The 19,719-nt window shown below is 55.0% G+C and carries 17 protein-coding genes and 1 tRNA gene; 14 read left to right on the plus strand and 4 right to left on the minus strand.

The genetic code is table 11. The features are described from left to right. Positions 1 to 155: 155 nt before the first annotated feature. From BK665_RS25795 to gabD, 3 genes are all read right to left on the minus strand, one after another. Entirely contained in the window at positions 156 to 1,370 is a 1,215-nt protein-coding gene (locus tag BK665_RS25795) for a response regulator (RefSeq protein ID WP_123409372.1), read from the minus strand. Between the two features lie 127 nt (positions 1,371 to 1,497). Then, on the minus strand, positions 1,498 to 2,775 hold the full coding sequence (gene gabT / locus BK665_RS25800) for a 4-aminobutyrate--2-oxoglutarate transaminase (RefSeq protein ID WP_123409373.1): 1,278 nt from the start codon (positions 2,773 to 2,775) through the stop codon (positions 1,498 to 1,500). 198 nt (positions 2,776 to 2,973) lie between these two features. After that, entirely contained in the window at positions 2,974 to 4,416 is a 1,443-nt protein-coding gene (gene gabD, locus BK665_RS25805; RefSeq protein WP_123409374.1) for an NADP-dependent succinate-semialdehyde dehydrogenase, read from the minus strand. 348 nt (positions 4,417 to 4,764) lie between these two features. Here gabD and BK665_RS25810 point away from each other — a divergent pair. From BK665_RS25810 to BK665_RS25865, 12 genes are all read left to right on the plus strand, one after another. Next, positions 4,765 to 4,841 (plus strand) — tRNA-Arg (locus BK665_RS25810). A gap of 167 nt (positions 4,842 to 5,008) precedes the next feature. Further along, complete coding sequence (locus tag BK665_RS25815; protein WP_123409375.1) at positions 5,009 to 6,244, plus strand: tyrosine-type recombinase/integrase; 1,236 nt, start codon at positions 5,009 to 5,011, stop codon at positions 6,242 to 6,244. Positions 6,245 to 6,527: 283 nt separating this feature from the next. Then, positions 6,528 to 7,373 carry a hypothetical protein gene (locus BK665_RS25820; protein ID WP_123409441.1) on the plus strand — a complete coding sequence of 282 codons (846 nt, stop codon included), beginning with the start codon at positions 6,528 to 6,530 and terminating at the stop codon, positions 7,371 to 7,373. A gap of 92 nt (positions 7,374 to 7,465) precedes the next feature. Then, the gene (locus BK665_RS25825) at positions 7,466 to 7,786 is read left to right on the plus strand and encodes a helix-turn-helix transcriptional regulator (RefSeq protein WP_123409376.1); all 321 of its coding nucleotides are present in this window, start codon (positions 7,466 to 7,468) and stop codon (positions 7,784 to 7,786) included. After that, positions 7,783 to 8,391, plus strand: coding sequence for a hypothetical protein (locus BK665_RS25830; protein WP_123409377.1), 609 nt, complete (start codon positions 7,783 to 7,785; stop codon positions 8,389 to 8,391). The genes BK665_RS25825 and BK665_RS25830 overlap by 4 nt, the downstream gene beginning before the upstream one ends. Then, a complete protein-coding gene (locus BK665_RS25835; protein ID WP_123409378.1) occupies positions 8,388 to 8,693 on the plus strand; it encodes a hypothetical protein in 306 nt (101 codons plus the stop codon). The genes BK665_RS25830 and BK665_RS25835 overlap by 4 nt, the downstream gene beginning before the upstream one ends. Before the next feature lie 528 nt (positions 8,694 to 9,221). Then, complete coding sequence (locus BK665_RS25840; protein WP_123409379.1) at positions 9,222 to 9,506, plus strand: hypothetical protein; 285 nt, start codon at positions 9,222 to 9,224, stop codon at positions 9,504 to 9,506. Next, positions 9,503 to 9,775 (plus strand): DUF3077 domain-containing protein, encoded by a 273-nt coding sequence (locus BK665_RS25845; protein WP_123409380.1) that lies wholly within the window; start codon positions 9,503 to 9,505, stop codon positions 9,773 to 9,775. The genes BK665_RS25840 and BK665_RS25845 overlap by 4 nt, the downstream gene beginning before the upstream one ends. Beyond that, positions 9,772 to 12,678 carry a DUF927 domain-containing protein gene (locus BK665_RS25850; RefSeq protein ID WP_123409381.1) on the plus strand — a complete coding sequence of 969 codons (2,907 nt, stop codon included), beginning with the start codon at positions 9,772 to 9,774 and terminating at the stop codon, positions 12,676 to 12,678. The genes BK665_RS25845 and BK665_RS25850 overlap by 4 nt, the downstream gene beginning before the upstream one ends. Positions 12,679 to 12,771: 93 nt before the next feature. Continuing rightward, positions 12,772 to 13,716, plus strand: coding sequence for a chromosome segregation protein SMC (locus BK665_RS25855; RefSeq protein WP_123409382.1), 945 nt, complete (start codon positions 12,772 to 12,774; stop codon positions 13,714 to 13,716). Then, the gene (locus BK665_RS25860; RefSeq protein ID WP_123409383.1) at positions 13,679 to 13,867 is read left to right on the plus strand and encodes a hypothetical protein; all 189 of its coding nucleotides are present in this window, start codon (positions 13,679 to 13,681) and stop codon (positions 13,865 to 13,867) included. The genes BK665_RS25855 and BK665_RS25860 overlap by 38 nt, the downstream gene beginning before the upstream one ends. 69 nt (positions 13,868 to 13,936) lie before the next feature. After that, the gene (locus tag BK665_RS25865; protein WP_123409384.1) at positions 13,937 to 14,302 is read left to right on the plus strand and encodes a histone-like nucleoid-structuring protein, MvaT/MvaU family; all 366 of its coding nucleotides are present in this window, start codon (positions 13,937 to 13,939) and stop codon (positions 14,300 to 14,302) included. Between the two features lie 222 nt (positions 14,303 to 14,524). Here the strand turns inward: BK665_RS25865 and BK665_RS25870 are convergent, their stop codons facing one another. Further along, the gene (locus tag BK665_RS25870; protein WP_123409385.1) at positions 14,525 to 16,990 is read right to left on the minus strand and encodes a P-loop NTPase; all 2,466 of its coding nucleotides are present in this window, start codon (positions 16,988 to 16,990) and stop codon (positions 14,525 to 14,527) included. A gap of 1,065 nt (positions 16,991 to 18,055) precedes the next feature. Here BK665_RS25870 and BK665_RS25875 point away from each other — a divergent pair. Together BK665_RS25875 and BK665_RS25880 are read left to right on the plus strand one after the other, a co-directional pair. Beyond that, positions 18,056 to 18,274 (plus strand): hypothetical protein, encoded by a 219-nt coding sequence (locus tag BK665_RS25875; RefSeq protein ID WP_123409386.1) that lies wholly within the window; start codon positions 18,056 to 18,058, stop codon positions 18,272 to 18,274. A 138-nt stretch (positions 18,275 to 18,412) separates the two neighbouring features. Then, the gene (locus BK665_RS25880) at positions 18,413 to 19,519 is read left to right on the plus strand and encodes an SEC-C domain-containing protein (RefSeq protein WP_123409387.1); all 1,107 of its coding nucleotides are present in this window, start codon (positions 18,413 to 18,415) and stop codon (positions 19,517 to 19,519) included. The last annotated feature ends 200 nt before the right edge of the window (positions 19,520 to 19,719 follow it).

Consider the following 19,719-nt stretch of genomic DNA (forward strand, 5'->3'; position numbering starts at 1 on the left):
AGGCAAAAAATCGAATCATCCCCGCCTGACGGCCCAACACAAATCTAATGTGGGAGCGGGCTTGCTCGCGAAGGCGTCGTGTCAGTCGACATTGATGTTGCCTGACACGACGCCTTCGCGAGCAAGCCCGCTCCCACAGGGTATTAGTGTGTTGGCTACTTTTTGCGCAGTCGCATCAATTCCGGCAAGCCGATCTTGAGCAACCGCGCCGTCCGGCTCTTGGCCAGTGCCTCAATGCCCTCATGCTCGGTCAGGCGCGCCAGTTGCGCGGCCATGTTCATCACCAGCGCTTCGCGGGAGTAAACCCCGCCACCGAGCTGGTAGACCGCCGCAATCAGCTCTCGCAACTCCAGCGGCAGACGCCAGCGGGTGCGCAATGCCGAGCCATAGCCCGCGCCGAACTCGGCCAGCGCATCGCCGATCTCTTCCCACTCATCCAGCTCACCACCAGCCTGCTTCCACTCCTGCAAGCAACGCAGCAAGGCCAGATCGCCCAGACGATGCAGCATCCCGGCGCAATAGCAGCGCTCCTGGTCCAGGTCCAGCAAACGCGCCAGGGTCCGGCCATATTCAGCGGTGCGCAGCGACAGGTCCCAATAGCGTTCGGCATAGTCGGCCAGCAGCGGATCACTGAGCCGTGCGCAACGTTTGAGGGCCAGGCCCAGAATCAGGTTCATGCTTTGCGCAGTGCCCAGGCGATGCAGTGCCTGGGACAGGGTTTGCACGCCAGCGCCATGATGCTGGGCCGCACTGTTGGCAGCGGCGATCAACACGGCGGTAATTTGCGGATCATTGCGAATCTCGCCTTCCAGCAACGTCAGGTCGAGGCCATCGGGGTTAAGGCTGCGTTTGACCGCCAACTGCACGTCGGTCATCAGCGGCGCACCGTCGGTCTGCTCCCGGCGGCGCTCCAGAAACACCGACAAGGTCATGCCCGGCGCCAATGACGGCACCTCGCACGACACCTCTTCACCGGCATTGAGCAGCAAATCCTGCAAACGGTGAGTCAGGCCTTCCATATCCAGGGGTTTGGTGAGGTACGCCGTCGGCGCCAGGGGCAAGGCTTCGCGCACGCTGGCGCTGTCGTTACGGCTGCTCATCAGGATGAACGGCAACGGTGGATTGCGTTTGCGCTGACGGACGCTGCGCAACACGTTCAGGCCATCGACACCGGGCAGTTCCCAGTCGACGATCACTAAGTCGTAAGGCACCTGCGACAGCAGCTCCAAGGCTTGCTGGCCGTCGGCACACAGGTCCAGCCGTGCGTCGCAACGCACATTCAACAACACCTGCTTGAGCAGATCGCGGGACCAGGGGTCGGCCTCGGCAATCAGCACTCGCGGAACAGCGGGTAACACCACAGCGGTCATTCGTTCACTCCAACGGCAATGCATGAACCTTAGTCAATGCTGGCCATTCGATACAGCACGATGTGTTCCGCGGACACGAAAAAACCCGCCGAAGCGGGTTTTTTTGTCGATCAGGTCACACTTGCAATCAGAGTTCCGAGAAGCACTCTTCGATGATCGCAAGGCCTTTGTCCAGTTGCTCGTCCGGCGAAGTCAGCGGTACGAGGACGCGCAGAACGTTGCCGTAGGTGCCGCAGGACAGCAGGATCAGACCCTTGTCGCGGGCCTTGGCCACAACCGATGCCACGGCGGCAGCGTTCGGCTTGTGGCTGTCGCCATCGACGAACAGCTCGACCGCGATCATCGCGCCCAGGGCACGGACTTCGCCGATCACCGGGTACTTGGCCTGGATGGCTTTGAGGCCAGTCACCAGACGCTCGCCGACTGCCTTGCAACGGTCCAGCAGGTGTTCTTCTTCGAACACTTCCATCACGGCCAGGGCCGCGGCGCAAGCGATCGGGCTACCGGCGTAGGTGCCGCCCAGGCCGCCTGGAGCAATGGCGTCCATGTATTCAGCCTTGCCGCACACACCGGCGAGCGGGAAGCCGCCAGCGATGGATTTGGCGAAGGTGGTCAGGTCGGCTGCAACGCCCATCTGTTCCATGGCGAAGAAAGTGCCGGTACGGCCAGCGCCGGTTTGCACTTCGTCAGCGATCAACAGGATGCCGTGCTGGTCGCACAGGGCACGCAGACGCTTCATGAACTCTTTAGGCGCGACGTAGAAACCGCCTTCGCCCTGAACCGGCTCGATGATGATCGCAGCGATGTCACGCGGCTCGGCGTCGTTCTTGAAGATGCGTTCGATGCTGGCGATCGAGTCGTCGACGCTCACACCGTGCAGTTCGTTCGGGTACAGCGCACGGAAGATGCCGCCTGGCATCAAGCCCATGCCGGCCGAGTAAGGCACGACTTTACCGGTCAGGCCCAGGGTCATCATGGTGCGACCGTGGTAAGCGCCGGTGAACGCGATCACGCCGGCGCGGCCAGTGGCGGCACGGGCGATTTTCACGGCGTTTTCCACGGCTTCGGAACCGGTGGTCACCAACAGGGTTTTCTTGGCGAAATCACCTGGCACCTTGTCGTTAATTTTTTCGCACAGCTCAACGTACGGCTCGTAGGCCAGCACCTGGAAGCAGGTGTGCGTCAGCTTGTTCAGCTGCGCGGTCACGGCGGCGATGATTTTCGGGTGTAGGTGACCGGTGTTCAACACGGCGATACCGCCGGCGAAGTCGATGAACTCGCGACCTTCAACGTCGGTCACGGTGGCGTTCTTCGCGGACTCGGCGAAGATCGGGTGAATCTGGCCAACACCGCGTGGTACAGCGGCTTCGCGGCGTTTCATCAGGGATGCGTTAGTCTTGCTCATAAAGTCCTCATTCACCGCTCATCGGGCGGCGTAGTTCAAGGAAAATGCGGCGGGGAGGCAACTACGGCAGCATGCGATGATCGACTGCCACAGCTTTCCCGGCCACAGAGAAAATTCCATTTGAAACGCAGAAAGGGACAGCGCTCTCGTGCCCTTTCCGCTTGAAGCAATGCCTTGCCCGGCTCTTGTCTTACGAGCTTAGATGCCCAGGCAGAGGTATTTGATTTCCAGGTAATCTTCGATGCCGTACTTGGAGCCTTCACGGCCCAGGCCCGATGCCTTGATGCCGCCGAACGGCGCGACTTCGTTGGAGATCAACCCGGTGTTGACGCCGACCATGCCGTATTCCAGGGCTTCAGCCACACGGAACACACGGCCCAGGTCACGGGCATAGAAGTACGAAGCCAGACCAAACTCGGTGTCGTTGGACATCGCGATCACTTCGGCTTCGTCTTTAAAGCGGAACAGCGGCGCCAGTGGGCCGAAGGTTTCTTCCTTGGCCACCGCAGCGTTCTTCGGCACGTTGACCAGAATGGTCGGCTCGAAGAAGTTGCCTTCCATGACCTTGCCACCGGACAGAACGGTCGCGCCTTTGCTGATCGCGTCAGCAATGTGCTCTTGAACCTTGGCCACGGCTTTTTCGTCGATCAGCGGGCCAGTGGTGGTGCCTTCTTCCAGACCGTTGCCGATCTTGAGCTTGGCCACAGCCACTTTCAGCTTCTCGGCGAACGCGTCGTAAACCGAATCCTGAATGTACAGACGGTTGGCGCAGACGCAGGTCTGGCCGTTGTTGCGGTATTTGGAAATGATCGCGCCTTCGACGGCCTTATCCAGGTCCGCGTCGTCGAACACGATGAACGGCGCGTTGCCGCCCAGTTCCAGGGACACTTTCTTGATGTCCTTGGCGCATTCAGCCATCAACTGACGACCGATTTCGGTCGAGCCAGTGAACGACAACTTACGCACGATCGGGTTGCTGGTCAGCTCGCTGCCGATGTCGCCGGCGCTGCCAGACACCACGCTGAACACACCGTTCGGAATGCCGGCACGCTGGGCCAGTTCAGCCAAAGCGAATGCGGAGAAAGGGGTTTGCGAAGCAGGCTTGAGCACCATGGTGCAACCGGCAGCCAGTGCTGGGCCGGCCTTACGGGTGATCATCGCGGCCGGGAAGTTCCACGGGGTGATCGCAGCGGTCACGCCGATAGGCTGCTTGATCACGATCAGGCGCTTGTCTGGCTGGTGGCCCGGAATCACATCACCGTAGACGCGCTTGGCTTCTTCCGCGAACCACTCAATAAAGGAAGCGGCGTAAACGATTTCACCCTTGGCCTCGGCCAATGGCTTGCCTTGCTCGAGGGTCATCAGGCGAGCCAGATCGTCCTGGTTCTCGATAATCAGCTCGAACCAACGACGCAGCTTGTTCGCACGGTCCTTGGCGGTCAGAGCACGCCAGGCCGGCAGCGCTTTGTCAGCAGCTTCGATTGCACGGCGGGTTTCGGCAGCGCCCATCTTCGGCACAGTGCCCAGAATTTCGCCCGTTGCCGGGTTATTGACCTTGATCGTCTGACCATTGTCCGCATCGACCCAAGCGCCATCGATAAAGGCTTGCTGGCGGAACAACTGGGTGTCTTTAAGCTGCATGTCGGCTTTCCTTAACAGCACCGCGACCAGCGCGGAGCGAATTATGATTGTAGAAAGGCGCCTCGAAGGCTGCCGTCAGGGAAATCATTCACCGGGCTGAAGCACATAAATAGCGCACGGATTGGACTCGTGCGGTTCAGCACCCAGACAAGAGCGTTTGAAATCTCGAACGAATCCTAGGATCAATGCCGGGAAAGGACAATAGGGCGTTCGAAAAAAAGAACGAAAACGGCGCATTTGCGGATTTTTTCTGATCAACGTAGCAAACGGCTGTTACAGCTTGGAAAAACACAGGCGATTCAGCAGCATGGACGCCCGCAACGCTTATGAGTATCATGGCGCCCGCTTGCACCAGTAGCTCAGCTGGATAGAGTACTGCCCTCCGAAGGCAGTGGTCGTGGGTTCGAATCCCGCCTGGTGCACCATATAGCAGTCTAGACCTGTCTCAGACAGTCTACGAAACACCTCAAGAAGCCCGCCCCGTGCGGGCTTTCTTGTTTCTGGCTATCCATCCCTGTCTACCCCTATAACTTCACGCCGTGTATGCCCACGTGTATGCTTTGAGATTCATTGAACTGGAGGCATACACGCAGTGAAGCGTACTGAAATCAAACGCCGCCCACTGGCTGACACTACTCTTGCAAGCTTGGAGCCAGAGAGTGCGACGTATCGGGAGCAAGACGGCAACGGCTTGTATTTTCGGGTCAAGGCAAATGGGCAGAAGTCGTGGGAGTTGCGCTACAAAAAGCCAGATGGGAAATGGTCCTGGCTGGGCCTAGGCGGTTACCCCGAAATCAGTGGCTCGCTCGCCAGGCAGAAGGCGGCGCAACTGCGAGATGACGCATCGACTGGTAAAAATCCTTTAGTCAGTAAGCAGGCTCGCAAAATTACTGACAGGGTGGCTGCCAACAACACTTTCGAAGCGTTAGGGCGCGAATGGTTTGAGGCTAGGCGCTCGAGCTGGGAAGCCGGCACGTCTCGTCGAGTCCTTGGCGCCCTGGAGCTTCACGTGTTCCCTGTTTTCGGCAAACGCATTTACACAGAAATACTTCCCCTTGAATGGATGGAGTTTCTGCGCGGCATGGAGCAGAAAGGGATCATTGAGCAAATGGGCAGAGTTCGGGCCTTCTGCAAAGAGATCTACGACTTGGCACGCGTGACAGGCCGAGCGATCCACAACCCTCTTGAAGGACTCAATAAATTTCTACAGACGCGCAGTGCTGAAAATTATGCACACGTATCAATAGAAGAGTTGCCTGCATTACTTCGCGCTATCAACTCTTACCCTCACGCGAAGGATGTCCGTCTAGGTCTCCGATTGCTGGCCTTATTAGCGGCACGCCCGAGTGAGATTCGAGAAGCACGCTGGTCAGAGATCGACCTCAACAAAAAGCTATGGACGATTCCAGCCGAGCGAATGAAGCGTCGTCGCGAGCATGTAGTGCCTCTATCTCGCCAGGCTATTGAATCGATAACGGAGCTACGCACGCTGACAGGAGCCTATCCCCTTCTCTTCCCTGGGAGGAAAGATCGAACCGTCCCCCGTAGCAATACCGTCTTTCTGATGGCGCTGCGAAGGCTGGGGTACGCGGGCCGGCAGACAGGCCATGGCTTCCGCCATATCGCGAGCACGATCCTTAATGAGCAAGGCTTTGATGAGAACCACATTGAGGCTCAACTCTCCCACGTAAAAGAGGGAATAGCAGGCGTTTACAACAAGGCGGTGTATTTGCCACAGCGCAAAGTCATGATGCAGTGGTACGCAGATCATCTTGATGAGCTAGCCACTGGCAATGTCGTGCAAGGCCAATTTGGAAAGGTGATATGAGTCTCCTTACCCATACCCCATCCAAAAACGGTGTAACGCGTGTTACTGGTGTAACGGGCGACACCAAACCCTTGAATATATTGAGCTTCACGCCTGTAACACGCTTGAGAGCGGTGGCATACGCGTCGTGTAACGCTACAAATCCGTGTAACGCCAAAAGCACATCATTACCTCTGCTGGCTAACCATCTCCACCGTCTGCAAACACGCTCGGAACGCTGGTTATGCCGCAGAAACACAGGGCGTGGGATGGCTCAGGTCGAGTTGGCACAGAGATCGTTCGCGTGACATTGATCCATATTCAAGAATCCTGCGAACGCCCTAAGCCCTCAGCAGGCCTGATCGAATTCCTCGCGGCCCAACCGCTCTACGCGCTCTGTCGTGAACAGGTTATGAGCGTCTGCCACCTGATTGATCAGTGCTGCTTACGCATTCAAACAGACGATATCAATAGCGACCTAAACACCCTGTGCATCCAGACAACCAGGCACGAAGAAGCTGTTTTCCAGTACGCCTCAACCGATACCTCTGCGCGTTTGGCTGATTGGGTTAGGCAGTACGGTGCCTGCCCATCAGCTACAGACGATCAGGCACATGCGGCCTACATCATGGCCTGTGCGGTGAAAGCACTGGAGGTTCTCAGCGACTGGATGCGAGTTGCGGAGCAAGACGCTTGGTCACACACGACAGAGATACCGGATTGGCCTTGGGATCTGTACTGCGAGTTTATGGAAATGCAGGTCAACTCGGATGAGCGTATCGAGGCGCTCGAACAGTACGTGATGTACCTAGAGCCAATCGCCTCCCTGCCATCATTACAGGATGACGAGTTGCAACCCTTTGCGGTAAAGACGATCAAGAACGCAGTTAGGCGAAAAGGTGGCGTGCTCAGTGGCAAGGATCGGAATGAGGAAATCAGCGATCGTGACGCCGCTATCGTCAACCATGCTCGGAGCCTGCTGAAGGAGGGTATGACGCATCGGAATGTCACAACCGCGACGCATTGCTGGCTTGAAAGGGAAATAGCGAAGCCTATAAAACAACGCCCTGAATGGATCCCCCTCGAAACAGAAAAAGCACTAACCCGCAAACAGGTAAACTCCATACTGAAACGCTACTGGGTGGTGTAAACCAGAAATTTCAAATGGAAGTGAACTGCTCACCGCATTTCAACGCCTAGATCATTGCTCTCGTCAGACCAAACCAATCGAGAGCAATTCCAATGACCAAGAACTTCGCCCACCTGTCCGCTCCAACCTTCTCAAATCTTGCCAGCCCCTTCGACTCCACTTCCGCCGTACCCGACTTAGCCACTCCATTTGACCCCACCACCACCCTCATCAGAATGCCGCGTCTTGAGATCGCTACGGGACTCAAGCGCTCGACGATCTACAAGCTTATGCAGTGTCCCGAAAGTGGTTTCCCACTGCCAGTCAAACTGAGCAACAGCACAGCACGTGGTGCACCGGTGGCCTGGGTTTTTTCTGAAGTGCAGAGCTGGGTCAAAAGTCGTATTGAAGCCCGTGACCAGGTGGCCGCATGAAGCGCAACTACAGTCTATTCAAAGGGCCGTTTCTCGACTCCTACAGCATCGGATTTCGCCTCTATCAAACAGGAGCAATCAACTGGCGTCATCGCACCATCGCGGGCGTGAGCTGGAATGGCGAGGAACAGGAAGCGTTCTTTTTTAGCCCTGACGGCCTCGTTCTTCCACTCAAAGCCAATCCTTGGGAATTACCCGAACTGATCCGTAAAAATGCGGCGCGCAGAGAGTTTTCGAGCGTCTACGGCACCGGCTATTTCGCGATGAGTGAAAGCCGCCTCACCTCGCTGAAATCGCGCGGCATGACCGACTGGGTCACCTACTGGCTGGTGGATCAATCAGCGGGGTACGCGAACGATCCGGCGGTCTGGCAACGCATCACCGATGAGAGTCTCGCCGTGGAGAAAACCGCTACCGAGCGCCTTCACCGCGACATGCGCTTGACCTCAGATCTGACCCAGTATGTGGATGAATGCCTCGCACAGAGCCGTGATTCGCTGGCTGTCGAACACCGCCGACGCTGCGCCGAGGACAGCAAGATACTGGCTTGGCTCAAAGGCGAAACACCGCCGCCGCTGCTTGCCTTCGCACAGGAGGCAGCATGAGTCGAAAGATCGCCGACTACGCCGTGATGCGGCCATTTTCAGTGCTGCGTCGTATTGGCTTTTCGCCCCGCCTCATGCAGCGCCTTGAGCGCTATCGAAGCCAACAGGACAAGCTGGGCCGTGTCGTTAGCGTACTCAGCTGGGCCGACGGCACCTGGTGCGCCCTCTCCCTCCACTGCGAAAAGACCGGAACCGTGATCGTCGACGAAGGCCAGCAAACGCAAGCCTACGAAGACGCACGATCCATGCTCAGCGGTGGCTTCCTGCCCCTCCTGTCCCTGCGCTGGGAAGCCCATGCCTGAAACGAAAACGCCTCCGGGAGCGATCCGGAGGCGTTGAGGTAAATCTACATGCACGAACAATTTATGCCGCACCTGAAAAAACCGCAAGTCATCAACGCAGTTGCACTTTCGAAAACCGGACGTTACTCTCTGACCGTCGCTGCAAAATCAGCGACCGGGTTTGGCGACCCGAGTTACTTGGCGCACAGGCGCCCAAACCGACAGCAGGCGCTTTTTTTGTGCCCGCCGTTTCGTGTTATGGCAGCTGTGCGTGGGAGACCTTCGGGTCTGCCGGGTTCCAAGTTCCCGGTTCGCCAACCTGCGCACAGTTGCCACCTTAAATCGTTTGGCGACGATCAGTGGCAGCTCTATCTTCAAACTTGGAGTGTCACCTATGCCTGCTCTCAATCCGTCCAAATTTCGCGCCGCAGCCCATCGGGCAATGGCTCTCGCCGCTTTACACGCCAACTCCAGCCTCGCTACACGCCTCTCCCGTTACAACGCTCACATGGCCAAAGCCCGCGCACTCGAAACCGCAGGCGGTGCCTAATGAACAGCGCACTGAGTTTTGCCCTGCCCGAAGACCTGCTATGCGTTAATCCAACCGTAGAAACTGGTGTGCCGATCGACGCTATCACCTGCGCCATTGCTCGCGCCGATTCGGTGCTGATGCTGCTTGAAGATCACTTCGAAAGCGAATCCTCGCGCCTCGCCAACCATGTGATCGCAGCCGTCCTTTGGGACGTACGCGGCACTCTTGGCCTGATCAAGACCCTCGCCTTGCACGGTGACAGCACCTCGATTCCGGCTGCGCAGAAAGGCGGTGCGCTATGACCACTTCCACCACGCTGGGTCACGCCACCTTTACTCGCGTGAATGCCACCGATTTGAAGTTATTCCGGGTAAATGCCGGAGTACCAGTCGGGGATGCTCTAGAGATGGTTTCCCTGCTGCAGCATCACGCCAACCAGCTCAACTTCGATGCCGCCATGAGCGACAGCGGCGAGCGTTTCAGTTGGCCAGCTCTGTATCTGGGCGAGATGGCCAAAGCCCTGATCGACGACATCAACGATGCGCTGTTTTTGCCGAGGGCTGACGCATGAGCCAACGCCCGAGCAACTCCGCAAAACGTCTCAGCTTCGCCGACGTGAAAGCCGCTGCACTGAACGACATTAATCGTGTCCTGACGCACTGGCTGCCCAACGGTAAGCGCGTGGACGGCGGTAAGGAATACACCGCCCCGAATCCGACCCGCAGCGATAAACGCGCCGGTTCGCTCAAGATTAGTTTGAGCAAGGGCACCTGGTCCGACTTCGCCACTGGCGACAAGGGCGGCGACCTGATCGATCTGGTGCGCTATCTGGACGGCGGCACCGACATCGAGGCCTGTAACAAACTGGCAGATCTGCTCAACGTATCGCCCGGTGCCGCCCAAGCGAAGCCAGCACCTGCCAAGACAAAAGCACCTGAGTGGAGTGCCATTCAACCGATCCCGGACGAGGCCATGAACAGGTGCCCGGCCAAGCACCGGCAGCACGGCGCGCCATCCAAGGTGTGGATCTATCGTGATGCACAAGGCCAGCCACTCATGGCACTCTACCGCTTCGACCTCGGCCCCGATGAAGACGGCAAACCGAAGAAAGTCTTTGCGCCCCTGACATGGTGTCAGCGGGCCGATGGCCAGACCACGCAATGGCGCTGGCAGGGTCTGCCCGATCCACGGCCACTGCTGCGCCTTGATGACCTGGCCCAACGCGTTGACGTGCCGGTAGCCCTGTGCGAGGGCGAGAAAGCCGCCGACGCCGCCGCTGAATTGCTGCCGGGCTACGTGGCCACCTGCTGGCCGAACGGTTCCAACTCCTGGCACAAGGCCGACCTGACGCCGCTCAAGGGTCGTGACGTGCTGTTGTGGCCGGACAACGACGCCAGCGGCAAAGCCTGCATGGAAGCCGTCGCCAATAAGCTGCGTGAAATCGGCACCGCCTCGGTTCGGGCCATCGCGCTAGACGCGTTCAAACGCAAGCCCACGCTGAAAAACGGCTGCGCCACCTTCACCAAAGGTGGTCAATGGAACGACGGCGATGACGCCGTCGATGCGCTCGCTAAGGGCTGGACAGCCGCCCATTTCGCCGAACTGGAAAGCAGCGGTGAATTGTTTGGATTGCCTGTGGAGCAGCCGGCAACGGAACCGACTGAAGCCAAGCCAGAAGCGAAAACGAAAGCACCGACCAAGCGTCCCGCCAAATCGAAAAATGACCTGATGCCCGGTGGTTTTCGCCTCACGTCCGAAGGTGTGTTTTATGCGGGCGATGACGGCGAAGCGCGCCCCGTATGTTCGCCTCTGGAAATCCTTGCTCGTACCCGCGACGACAAAGGCCAGAACTGGGGCCTACTGGTGGAGTTCGACGACCCCGACGGCGCCAAAAAACGCTGGAACATACCGGCGCGCACCATGACCGGCGACTTCGGCAAGGACGTGCTTGGCCCGTTGGTGGACATGGGGCTGCGTCTCGCCGGTAGTCGCTCCGGACGCAATGCACGCAATGACCTGCAGAGTTACCTTGGCGGCTTCGACAGCGCGCAACGGGCACGACTGGTTACCCGCCTAGGCTGGCACGACAGCGCCTTTCTGCTGCCCGAGCAACAGGTCGGCGCGCACAGCGAACACCTGCACTTCTACGAGGCAGGCTCTCAGCTTCCGCCGATCAGCGAAGCCGGCTCGCTTGAGCAGTGGCAGGAGCAAATCGGCGCACTGTGCGTCGGTAATCATCGATTGGCGTTCGTCGTCAGCGTGGCCTTTGCTGGCCCGCTGCTGCACATGCTCGGCCATGAGTCGGGCGGTTTCCACTTGTACGGCGACAGCTCAGGCGGCAAGACCACGCACCTGCAAGTGGCCGCCTCGATCTACGGCGGGCCGCGTCTGGTGCGCTCGTGGCGCTCCACGGATAACGCGCTCGAATCCATCGCTGCCGCGCATTCCGATGGCCTTCTGGTGCTGGATGAAATCGGCATGTGCGATCCGCGCATCATCGGCGAGACGGTGTACATGCTGGGGAACGGCACCGGCAAGGCACGTGCCAATGATCGAGGCCAAGCAGGCCGACAGGTACAGGAGTGGCGCTTGCTGTTTCTCTCCACCGGCGAGAAGACGCTGGCTCAGCACATGGCCGAAGCCAACAAGGAACTGAAAGCGGGCATGGAAGTACGCATGCTCGCGGTTCCGGCCGATGCGAGCAAAGGCCTCGGCATGTTTGACGCGCTCAACGGTTTTGATGACGCAGCGGCGCTGTCTGACGCGCTCAAGGCACGGGTGGCGAAGTATTACGGAACTCCGCTCACCGCCTTCCTCACGGCGTTGTGCGAACCGGGCAAACGTCATGGTTGGTCCGCCATCCTGCGCCGCACGCTGGAAGGGTTTATCGCCCAATCACTACCGGCCTCGGCCAGCGGGCAGGCACACCGTGCGGCCGCTCGCTTCGGTCTCGCGGCCGCAGCGGGTGAGCTGGCCACCGCGATGGGGATCACTGGCTGGCCCGACGGGACCGCCACCACCGCCGCTCGCGTGTGCCTCAACGCCTGGATGAACGAGCGTGGCGGCGCCGGGAACTTCGAAGGTGATGCGATCTTGGCGCGGCTGCGCCAGGTCATCGAGCGCTTCGGCGAAAGCCGTTTCACCCGCTGGGAATCAGCGGCGGCAAAGATCGACGAACACGGCCCGCGCACCATCGACCGCCTCGGCTTTCGCAAGACGCTGGAGCACGGCCTGGGTGATGCGCTGCACACCACCAACACCTATTACGTGCTGCCCGAGGCATGGCGCTCGGAGATCTTCCGGGGCATGAACATCAACGCCGTGAATAAGGAGCTACTGCAGCGCGGAGTATTGGAACCGAGCAGCGACGGCAAGGCGTCAAGTCTGGTCCGGCTGCCCGGCCTCGGTCAGCAACGCTGCTACATCGTGAAGACGATTCCTGGAATGGATGAGAGCGAGGCTCGGGCTGCCTGAGGGCATCTCTGCTGATTGAGGTAGCGCCGGCTTATTTCCGGCCTCGCCAGCCACTCAACCAACCCACAATCGAATTGAACAGAGACTAAACAGATGAACGATATTCAAGACCTGAAAGACCGCCGCGACCAACTGCGCAGCGAGGCAGAACGACTACACGCCGAACTGCTACCCCTTGAGGCCGCGCTGGAAAGTGACGACCCCATCGAGCCGGATCGGAAACGCGAACTGCGGGACAAGTACAACGAGCTGAAACGGAATTTCCAATCGCGCGATCTCAATGCTGACCTATTAGACCGGCGGATCAGTCGCCGTGAGAACCTCGCCAATTGCGATTCCTTGATGGCGGGTTACATCGAGGCGATGGATAACTGGAAAGCGGATGAGCAGGAGCTAAACGAAAAGCGCCAGAGCCTCAGCACCCGTCTGGCACAGATCCAACAACAGGCGGTTGAGGACATGGCCAAAGCCCGTCAGGCCGAAACGGACGCAGCCACTGCGTACGCGCAGGCCGTCGCATGGGGCGACACCGAAGGCGAGGAGACCGCCAACGCCGATGCCCAAAAGGCGGCGAAGAATCTGACAGCGGCCGCCGAACATAACCGTCGGCAAACACTGATGATGACTGCTCTGGAACAGGAGCTGGTCACCGTAGATAAATACATCGCCGAAGCACAAGAAAAGCATAAAGGGATAGAACGCACCGCCCTCTGGCTCTCGCAGACGGTACTGGAGGAGCAATGGAACGAGGCCGCGAAAGCGTTGTTCGAGGTGGGTGGCAAGTTGTGGGCCAACTACAACCTCTTGGAACTTGATCAGGTAGCCCTGATGAAACTGGCGGTGCCTGAGCAAGGCGAAGACCATGGTCTATGGACATGGCACGAGCTAATAGACCGCTCTCGTCAATACAGCGCGCGGGACTTAGTCCAGCTCAACAGTCTGCCGGTACTGCAACATCTTGAAGATCAGAGCAATCCGGAACAACGCAAGGATGAACACAATGAACAAGCCACTACAGAACAGCACGAGCTGGTCTGACACCCTCAAAACTCGGAAAGCTTATCTGAACGCCCTGCTGAAAATCATAAGCGCGGGTGCGGGCAAAACCAGTCAAACGCAAACACTGACCATCAACGCGATTAAAGCGGAAATAGTGCTCATTGATAGCCAACTGAATCGCCGAAAATAGTGCTGAACTTGTAACCAGCATAATCTATCTTAATAACCACGCACGACCACACTGAGCAAGGGAAACACAATGTCCAAACTCGCAGAATTCCGCCAGCTGGAAAAACATCTCGCCGAGCAGCTCCTAGCACTGGAAGCATTGAAAGGTGATGATGGACTGAAGAAAGAAATCGAGTTCGAAACCAAGCTGCGCAAGCTGCTCGATCACTATGGTTTCAGCCTGAAGCACATCATTAACTTGCTCGACCCACAGACCTCGGTCCGACGCCAAGCTGTAGCTCCGGCCGCTAGCACACGCAAACCACGCGAACTCAAGGTGTACAAGAACCCGAATACAGGTGAAGTCATCGAAACCAAGGGCGGGAATAACAAAGCGTTGAAAGAGTGGAAAGCAAAACACGGTGCCGACGTCGTCGAGGGATGGTTGAAGAAGTAAAACAATACCACCTGAAAAAGGGCCCTGACGGGTCCTTTTTTGTGGCAGCGCCGTATTCGTGGTAAAAAACTTCGTCGTCAGCTCGCATACTTCTGGCGAAACGCCCCCATATTCGTACCCTTCTAATGCATGAATGGAACACTACTTTCGGCCAAAAGCAGACATTCATGTATGGCTGCTTTCGACCTTTAGATGCGACCGACTGGACTTAACAGACTATTGTTAATCTGCTACGGCATTCAGAATCCATTGACGTTGAAAATTCTCTAATGAAGATTTACCTTGATCATCAAAAATTAACGACTTGGCATTTTCTGCGGCTTTCATCCAACTCTTCCATTGCAAAGATAACGCATCCATCTCACCGCTAAAGTGAGGAGACTTCATAGCCCGAAGCGCGTAGGTAAAGAAGGTAATGTAAGGATGCTCCCACTCCAATCCATTTTGCGTAGAAAGTTCTCTGGAGATTTTAAGCTCACTCACCCCTTCCCAGAAGCGCTCGACGCCAACGGAATCTTTTCGATCTATCCCTATTCTTACGCAAATTTTACCAAGAGTGGTATGCGGAAATGGGTCATGCTCAAGCAGTGCCACAGCTTTTTTTGCATAAGAATATGCAAGGATTTCTTGGCTCTTATTGCTTGCCAATAGTGCTCTCTGTTCCCAAAATCTTGCGTTCCAACCGCATACGGATTCTAAGCTAGAGTACCAAGCATCTGCACTAGGCCCCATATCTTTTTCGATTGTGTCATGATCCATTAATGCGCGCACGATTAGGTATGGCAAAGTCCGACGAGCTATAGTCTGGGGAACTACTAGTGGTGCAAGTGCGCGCACAATAATTAATGAAATCTTATGTTTTTCACTCCTGCCAATTTGACCCCATACAAAGTCAGAAAACGCACTACTTCGAAGCCTTAACCCCCTATCATCTAAATAGCCGATTTGCCCTATAGCTGTGTCTTGATCGAAAATATCCTCTAGCTTTCCCTTTGAAAGGAAACTATCAGCCAAGTCGAACGGTAAAGAGTACCCGAACCGGTGAACCGCTGCGGCGGCTACTATCAGTTCGATTAAACCATGTGGCAATGAGTTTGGATTCGCAAGCAATTCAACAATTGCATTTCGATAAGAGTGAGCGTTCTCTAAACTTTCTAACCACTCCAGCAATTGTCCTGAATAATCTGACTTGAAGTCCTTCCATGCCTGACTAACAGTTAAAGTGCTGCGCGTCCCCAAGCGGCCCTTGCTGCTTCGCTTTGAAAAAATATTGGCAAAATCTATTCTGACAAGCGGCTCTAGCGAGCATTCCAAACGATCCGCACCAATTACGTCGGCTCTTACGGCGCGGACTCTGTGAGAGTCGCATGTAGCAACAATGCGAAGATCATGCTTGTTTTCTATCGCGAGGTTTATAGATGACTTCAATGAACTTGAAAAATCTGCACAATCGTCGAAGATGAAGGCGACCTTAGCCGATTTTGCATACTCAACTATGTCAGCATCGTTAAAACGCTCTTCGCCCCTAAAGAACCAAACCTCATAGCCTTTGCCTATTAGTTCTTTCGCTGCACGAAGTGCAGCGGCTGATTTCCCGCTGACAGATCCGCCATAAATCAGTGAAAGTTTAACGACTGGTTTCGTAGTAGTCTCTGTGAGCCACTGTGCGCTATGCAGCGCCGCTGATAGTGGAGCATCTAAGTCTTGAAGTATATGCACCCACTGCGTTTCCGCTGACGCGTAAAAATCTAATACTTTCCTTGGGACAATGATATCCAGCGTAAGCTGCTTGAACTTAGCTCTGACTTCTTCACGAGCGGCCTTAAATTCTTTACTTACAGTTGGATTGCGCCCCTTCCAATCAAGCAAATCCTTCAGCAACGCCTCAAAAAAATCCTTTCCGCTCGCAGCAATGGGAATAAGTCCCTGGCGAGCAAATCGAGTAACTTGTGCTTCGGTCATGCTATTTAAAACTATTACAGAAGGACAGCCGCCTCGATCTCTGGACCGATTCCCAAACTCAAAGACAGTTATTAAATCAACCTCTTCTTGAAGTCTTGCCCCGCAAACGATAAACGGCTTCTTCACCCATTCCGATCTAAACTCTGCATGCCAACCAGGCGTACTCTCATTACGGGAAGCGTATTCTTTTAGCGAAAAGATAAGATGATCCGGTTGCTCTGCTAACTTGGATGCCTTTCCGTGAAGGTAGACAACTTGTAGTTCTTTTTTCTCTAGAGAACGTGGCTTATATGGTTCACACCAAAGAAAAGATTCAAGCTTCGGTATTGAACCGCGCGTCTTTGACCTATCAAGAATATCATCAATATTTAATGTCCAAATCCTTTTCCATTGTAGGTCGTGGAGCACGCGCTGCCAAGTTGGTCTGCACCCAACAAACCTGCCGCTCAGAAAATTATTTAAGATTGGCTTATTTTTAGGAGAGCTTTCAAGATCTCCATAGACTAATGGTAAATTCCATTGCTCTGAATCTTCCAGTCCCAACTTAAAATTTTCGTTTAGCTCACTAGCTAAACCCGCCCCCCCTTTGAGTTCAACGCCATCTCCGCCGAAAGCTCCAATGCTTCCTCCAGCCCCCAACAGCAAATTCATCGCGCCATTTGCAACAGCAGTAACAATCAGCAAAGCGTCCTCTTCACTAATATTGAACTGATCAACCAACTCCATTTGCAGCTCCTGTTTTGAATTATAGCGCTATTGCATTGGCGCTTTATTAGCAGTTCCGCCTGACTAAAAAGCATGAGACATGCTCCACGCCGAGGCATTAATTTGGTGTGAAGGATAGGCATACGAGTAACGCCGGTGCAAGCTAAGAGCTAGCGCATGGTTCTAGCTTACGCTCGCTACATACCGATCAGATGTACGAAATATTTCTTTATCCAGTCAGATCCCTCTATGAGCGCTGCGAGCTTTCACGAAATGGGACGCAAGGTACGCAGTCGCCCATGTTTATCTAGCTGCGATGGCGGTTCAAAATAGCTCATTGCATGCCACCCCAAGAACTGCTATGGGTTTGAAACCTACCGGCTAAACGCGAAAGCGCAACAGATGCCCACCATCAGCAGGAGAGGCACCCTATGCTTGTGGCCTGAAGTGCTAAAACGGATGGCCTTGCTATGCTGCAGAACACTCAACGAGGAGTGGGGAATCACTTGAGCCAAACGTAGCGCTTGCGATGCAGCCCACGAGCCCTCTGCACTGACAAGGTTCAGGCGAGGACGGAAAACTTGATAATGGGACTAGGAGGGACGGGCTGGTGCTTGGCATTCCCCCTTCCAAAGCCCAGCTGTCGTAAGTCTTCGTACTGAGGCGAAACGCAGCCCTCTACAAAATGGTAGCTATTGGCCGATAGCGACCGGTCATAAACGCGTGCCGTTGGCCGGTAATAGCTCCGAAACGATTGCTGCGGTCGAACCGATACGGACCTTGGCGTAAGGCGACTGACAACCTAAAGCGTTGTCATGTTAGCGTGTCGTTAGCTGCTACAGACTTATAAAAATTGAGAGTTCGTATCACTCCTTAAACGCCACATCCAGTAAACAAAAGCCACTGATTTCCCTAGAAAAAACCGGCTGTTTGTGGTTTTTGGTGTCTGAAAAATGGCCATATGGACTGATATGGGACTGGCGCACTACGCTGGTGCGAAAAAGGGTGGCTGATGAGTGAGTGTCCAGGCCACACTACTGCGGCCGCATGAGCTAGTCTTTCCCGATAATCCCAAGGAAGACTTCCATGCCTGATAACTCAGACTCCAACATTGCCACGGCGGATGCTTTGACATTGCTTCTGCACAACCAGCACGCCCTGGCGGCAGCAATAGAAGAGGTGACCATATGGCTTTCGGAGAATGGCGTAGGGACTGTTGCGGATAACGCAGTCGTAGCTTTGGAAACCTTGGACACAAATGCCCAAGCACTGACGGATGCGATCCTGCGACTTCGGCAATCGTAGGAAGTCGCCCTCTGATTCTGAAGGCATGGCCCCTAACGCATACACTATACGGCTGGGCTGCCAACCAGATGTGGACGCCATGGGCCGCAAGCGGCGCTCGCGACAATACGAATTTTCTAGCCTCATTCAAGGAGCAGTATGAAAGCGCCCGGAAGAAACGCCCCTTGTTGGTGTGAGTCAGGAAAAAAGTATAAACACTGCCACCGGGATATAGAAAGTCAGCAATCCGTAGAGACTCACACAGTATTTCAAGCTCTAGGTTCTTTCAAAAAAACAAAGAAATGTAGCGTCCCACAATCACTTGCGCATGAATGCTCAAAAAAGATAATTAACGCGCATACAGTATCAAAAAGCTCATCCTTGAAGGCGATAGCTAAAGACGGTCATGTATTAAAAATATCTATAGACTTAAAGATCAATGCTGCGCCGTCTATCATACTTGACGAGGTCGGAATAAATAACGCATCAACCTTCTCTGGTTTTTGCTCTGTTCATGACAAAAATTTATTTTCATCTATTGAAGATGAAGCATTCAGACCTGTTCCGCTGCATTGCTTTCTGGTTACTTATCGAGGAATATCCAAGGAATTATTCAGCAAAGATTATGCTTCAAAAGTTTTTGGATTGATGAAAACCCTCGATAGAGGAAAAAGCGTGCCTGAACAGGTCGCAATCCAAGCCGCCTCAAGCTCATTTGGCAATAATAATGATCTTACGACTGGCGACTTAAAGCATATAAAATCAAAGCTCGATGCAATGCTACTATCGAGTGATTTTTCTGGCCTGAACTATGCTGTATTTACTCTTGACTCCCCACCACCGATAATGGGGAGCGCCATGGTTGGCCCAACTTTTGATTTCAATGGTAATAAAGCCCAGAATATATCAAGCCTCTCCAGTGATATGCCGGATTACATTGCTATCAATTCGTTTTCTAGTGACGGCAAGGGGTATATAGTTTTGTCTTGGTTGTCAGAGCATTCTGAAACCTGTAATAAACTGATGAGGCAAATCCTAGATCAAAAGCTGACAGCCGATAGCCTGGCAGTTTTCATGATACTACTTATCGAGAACTTTTATATTTCGCCAGCTTGGTGGCTTTCGCTAGATAATGATACGCAAACCCTAATAAAAAGCCTGTACTCACAAGGTGTAGAAACTTATACCGATGGCGATTCAATAAAGATTCGTCGACCACTGTATTTTCCATTCATCACGAATATTTTGATGTCACCAATGATTTAATTTTATCTGGGTATATCAATAACGCCGCTTATGTAAAACGAGGGGGACACCTGGGCCATGGCCCATCGGGGGGGTTGGGCCGCTGCCTTGCTTCAAGCCGAGGTATTTTGCCCTCAAACCTTCCAAGCATTGGAAGTTACGCGCTGTCAGGTGCGCGCCCAAGTGCTGACAATGACCAAGCCCGGGCAGTAAGAACCTTT

The sequence above is a fragment of the Pseudomonas frederiksbergensis genome, assembly GCF_003732665.1.
GTDB classification, from domain to species: domain Bacteria; phylum Pseudomonadota; class Gammaproteobacteria; order Pseudomonadales; family Pseudomonadaceae; genus Aquipseudomonas; species Aquipseudomonas frederiksbergensis_G.

Coding starts and splice junctions, on each gene's coding strand:
- BK665_RS25795 (WP_123409372.1), bottom strand. CDS start 1,370: ATGACCGCTGTGGTGTTACCCGCTGTTCCGCGAGTGCTGATTGCCGAG.
- gabT (WP_123409373.1), bottom strand. CDS start 2,775: ATGAGCAAGACTAACGCATCCCTGATGAAACGCCGCGAAGCCGCTGTA.
- gabD (WP_123409374.1), bottom strand. CDS start 4,416: ATGCAGCTTAAAGACACCCAGTTGTTCCGCCAGCAAGCCTTTATCGAT.
- BK665_RS25825 (WP_123409376.1), top strand. CDS start 7,466: ATGACCAAGAACTTCGCCCACCTGTCCGCTCCAACCTTCTCAAATCTT.
- BK665_RS25830 (WP_123409377.1), top strand. CDS start 7,783: ATGAAGCGCAACTACAGTCTATTCAAAGGGCCGTTTCTCGACTCCTAC.
- BK665_RS25835 (WP_123409378.1), top strand. CDS start 8,388: ATGAGTCGAAAGATCGCCGACTACGCCGTGATGCGGCCATTTTCAGTG.
- BK665_RS25840 (WP_123409379.1), top strand. CDS start 9,222: ATGAACAGCGCACTGAGTTTTGCCCTGCCCGAAGACCTGCTATGCGTT.
- BK665_RS25845 (WP_123409380.1), top strand. CDS start 9,503: ATGACCACTTCCACCACGCTGGGTCACGCCACCTTTACTCGCGTGAAT.
- BK665_RS25850 (WP_123409381.1), top strand. CDS start 9,772: ATGAGCCAACGCCCGAGCAACTCCGCAAAACGTCTCAGCTTCGCCGAC.
- BK665_RS25855 (WP_123409382.1), top strand. CDS start 12,772: ATGAACGATATTCAAGACCTGAAAGACCGCCGCGACCAACTGCGCAGC.
- BK665_RS25860 (WP_123409383.1), top strand. CDS start 13,679: ATGAACAAGCCACTACAGAACAGCACGAGCTGGTCTGACACCCTCAAA.
- BK665_RS25865 (WP_123409384.1), top strand. CDS start 13,937: ATGTCCAAACTCGCAGAATTCCGCCAGCTGGAAAAACATCTCGCCGAG.
- BK665_RS25870 (WP_123409385.1), bottom strand. CDS start 16,990: ATGGAGTTGGTTGATCAGTTCAATATTAGTGAAGAGGACGCTTTGCTG.
- BK665_RS25875 (WP_123409386.1), top strand. CDS start 18,056: ATGCCTGATAACTCAGACTCCAACATTGCCACGGCGGATGCTTTGACA.
- BK665_RS25880 (WP_123409387.1), top strand. CDS start 18,413: ATGAAAGCGCCCGGAAGAAACGCCCCTTGTTGGTGTGAGTCAGGAAAA.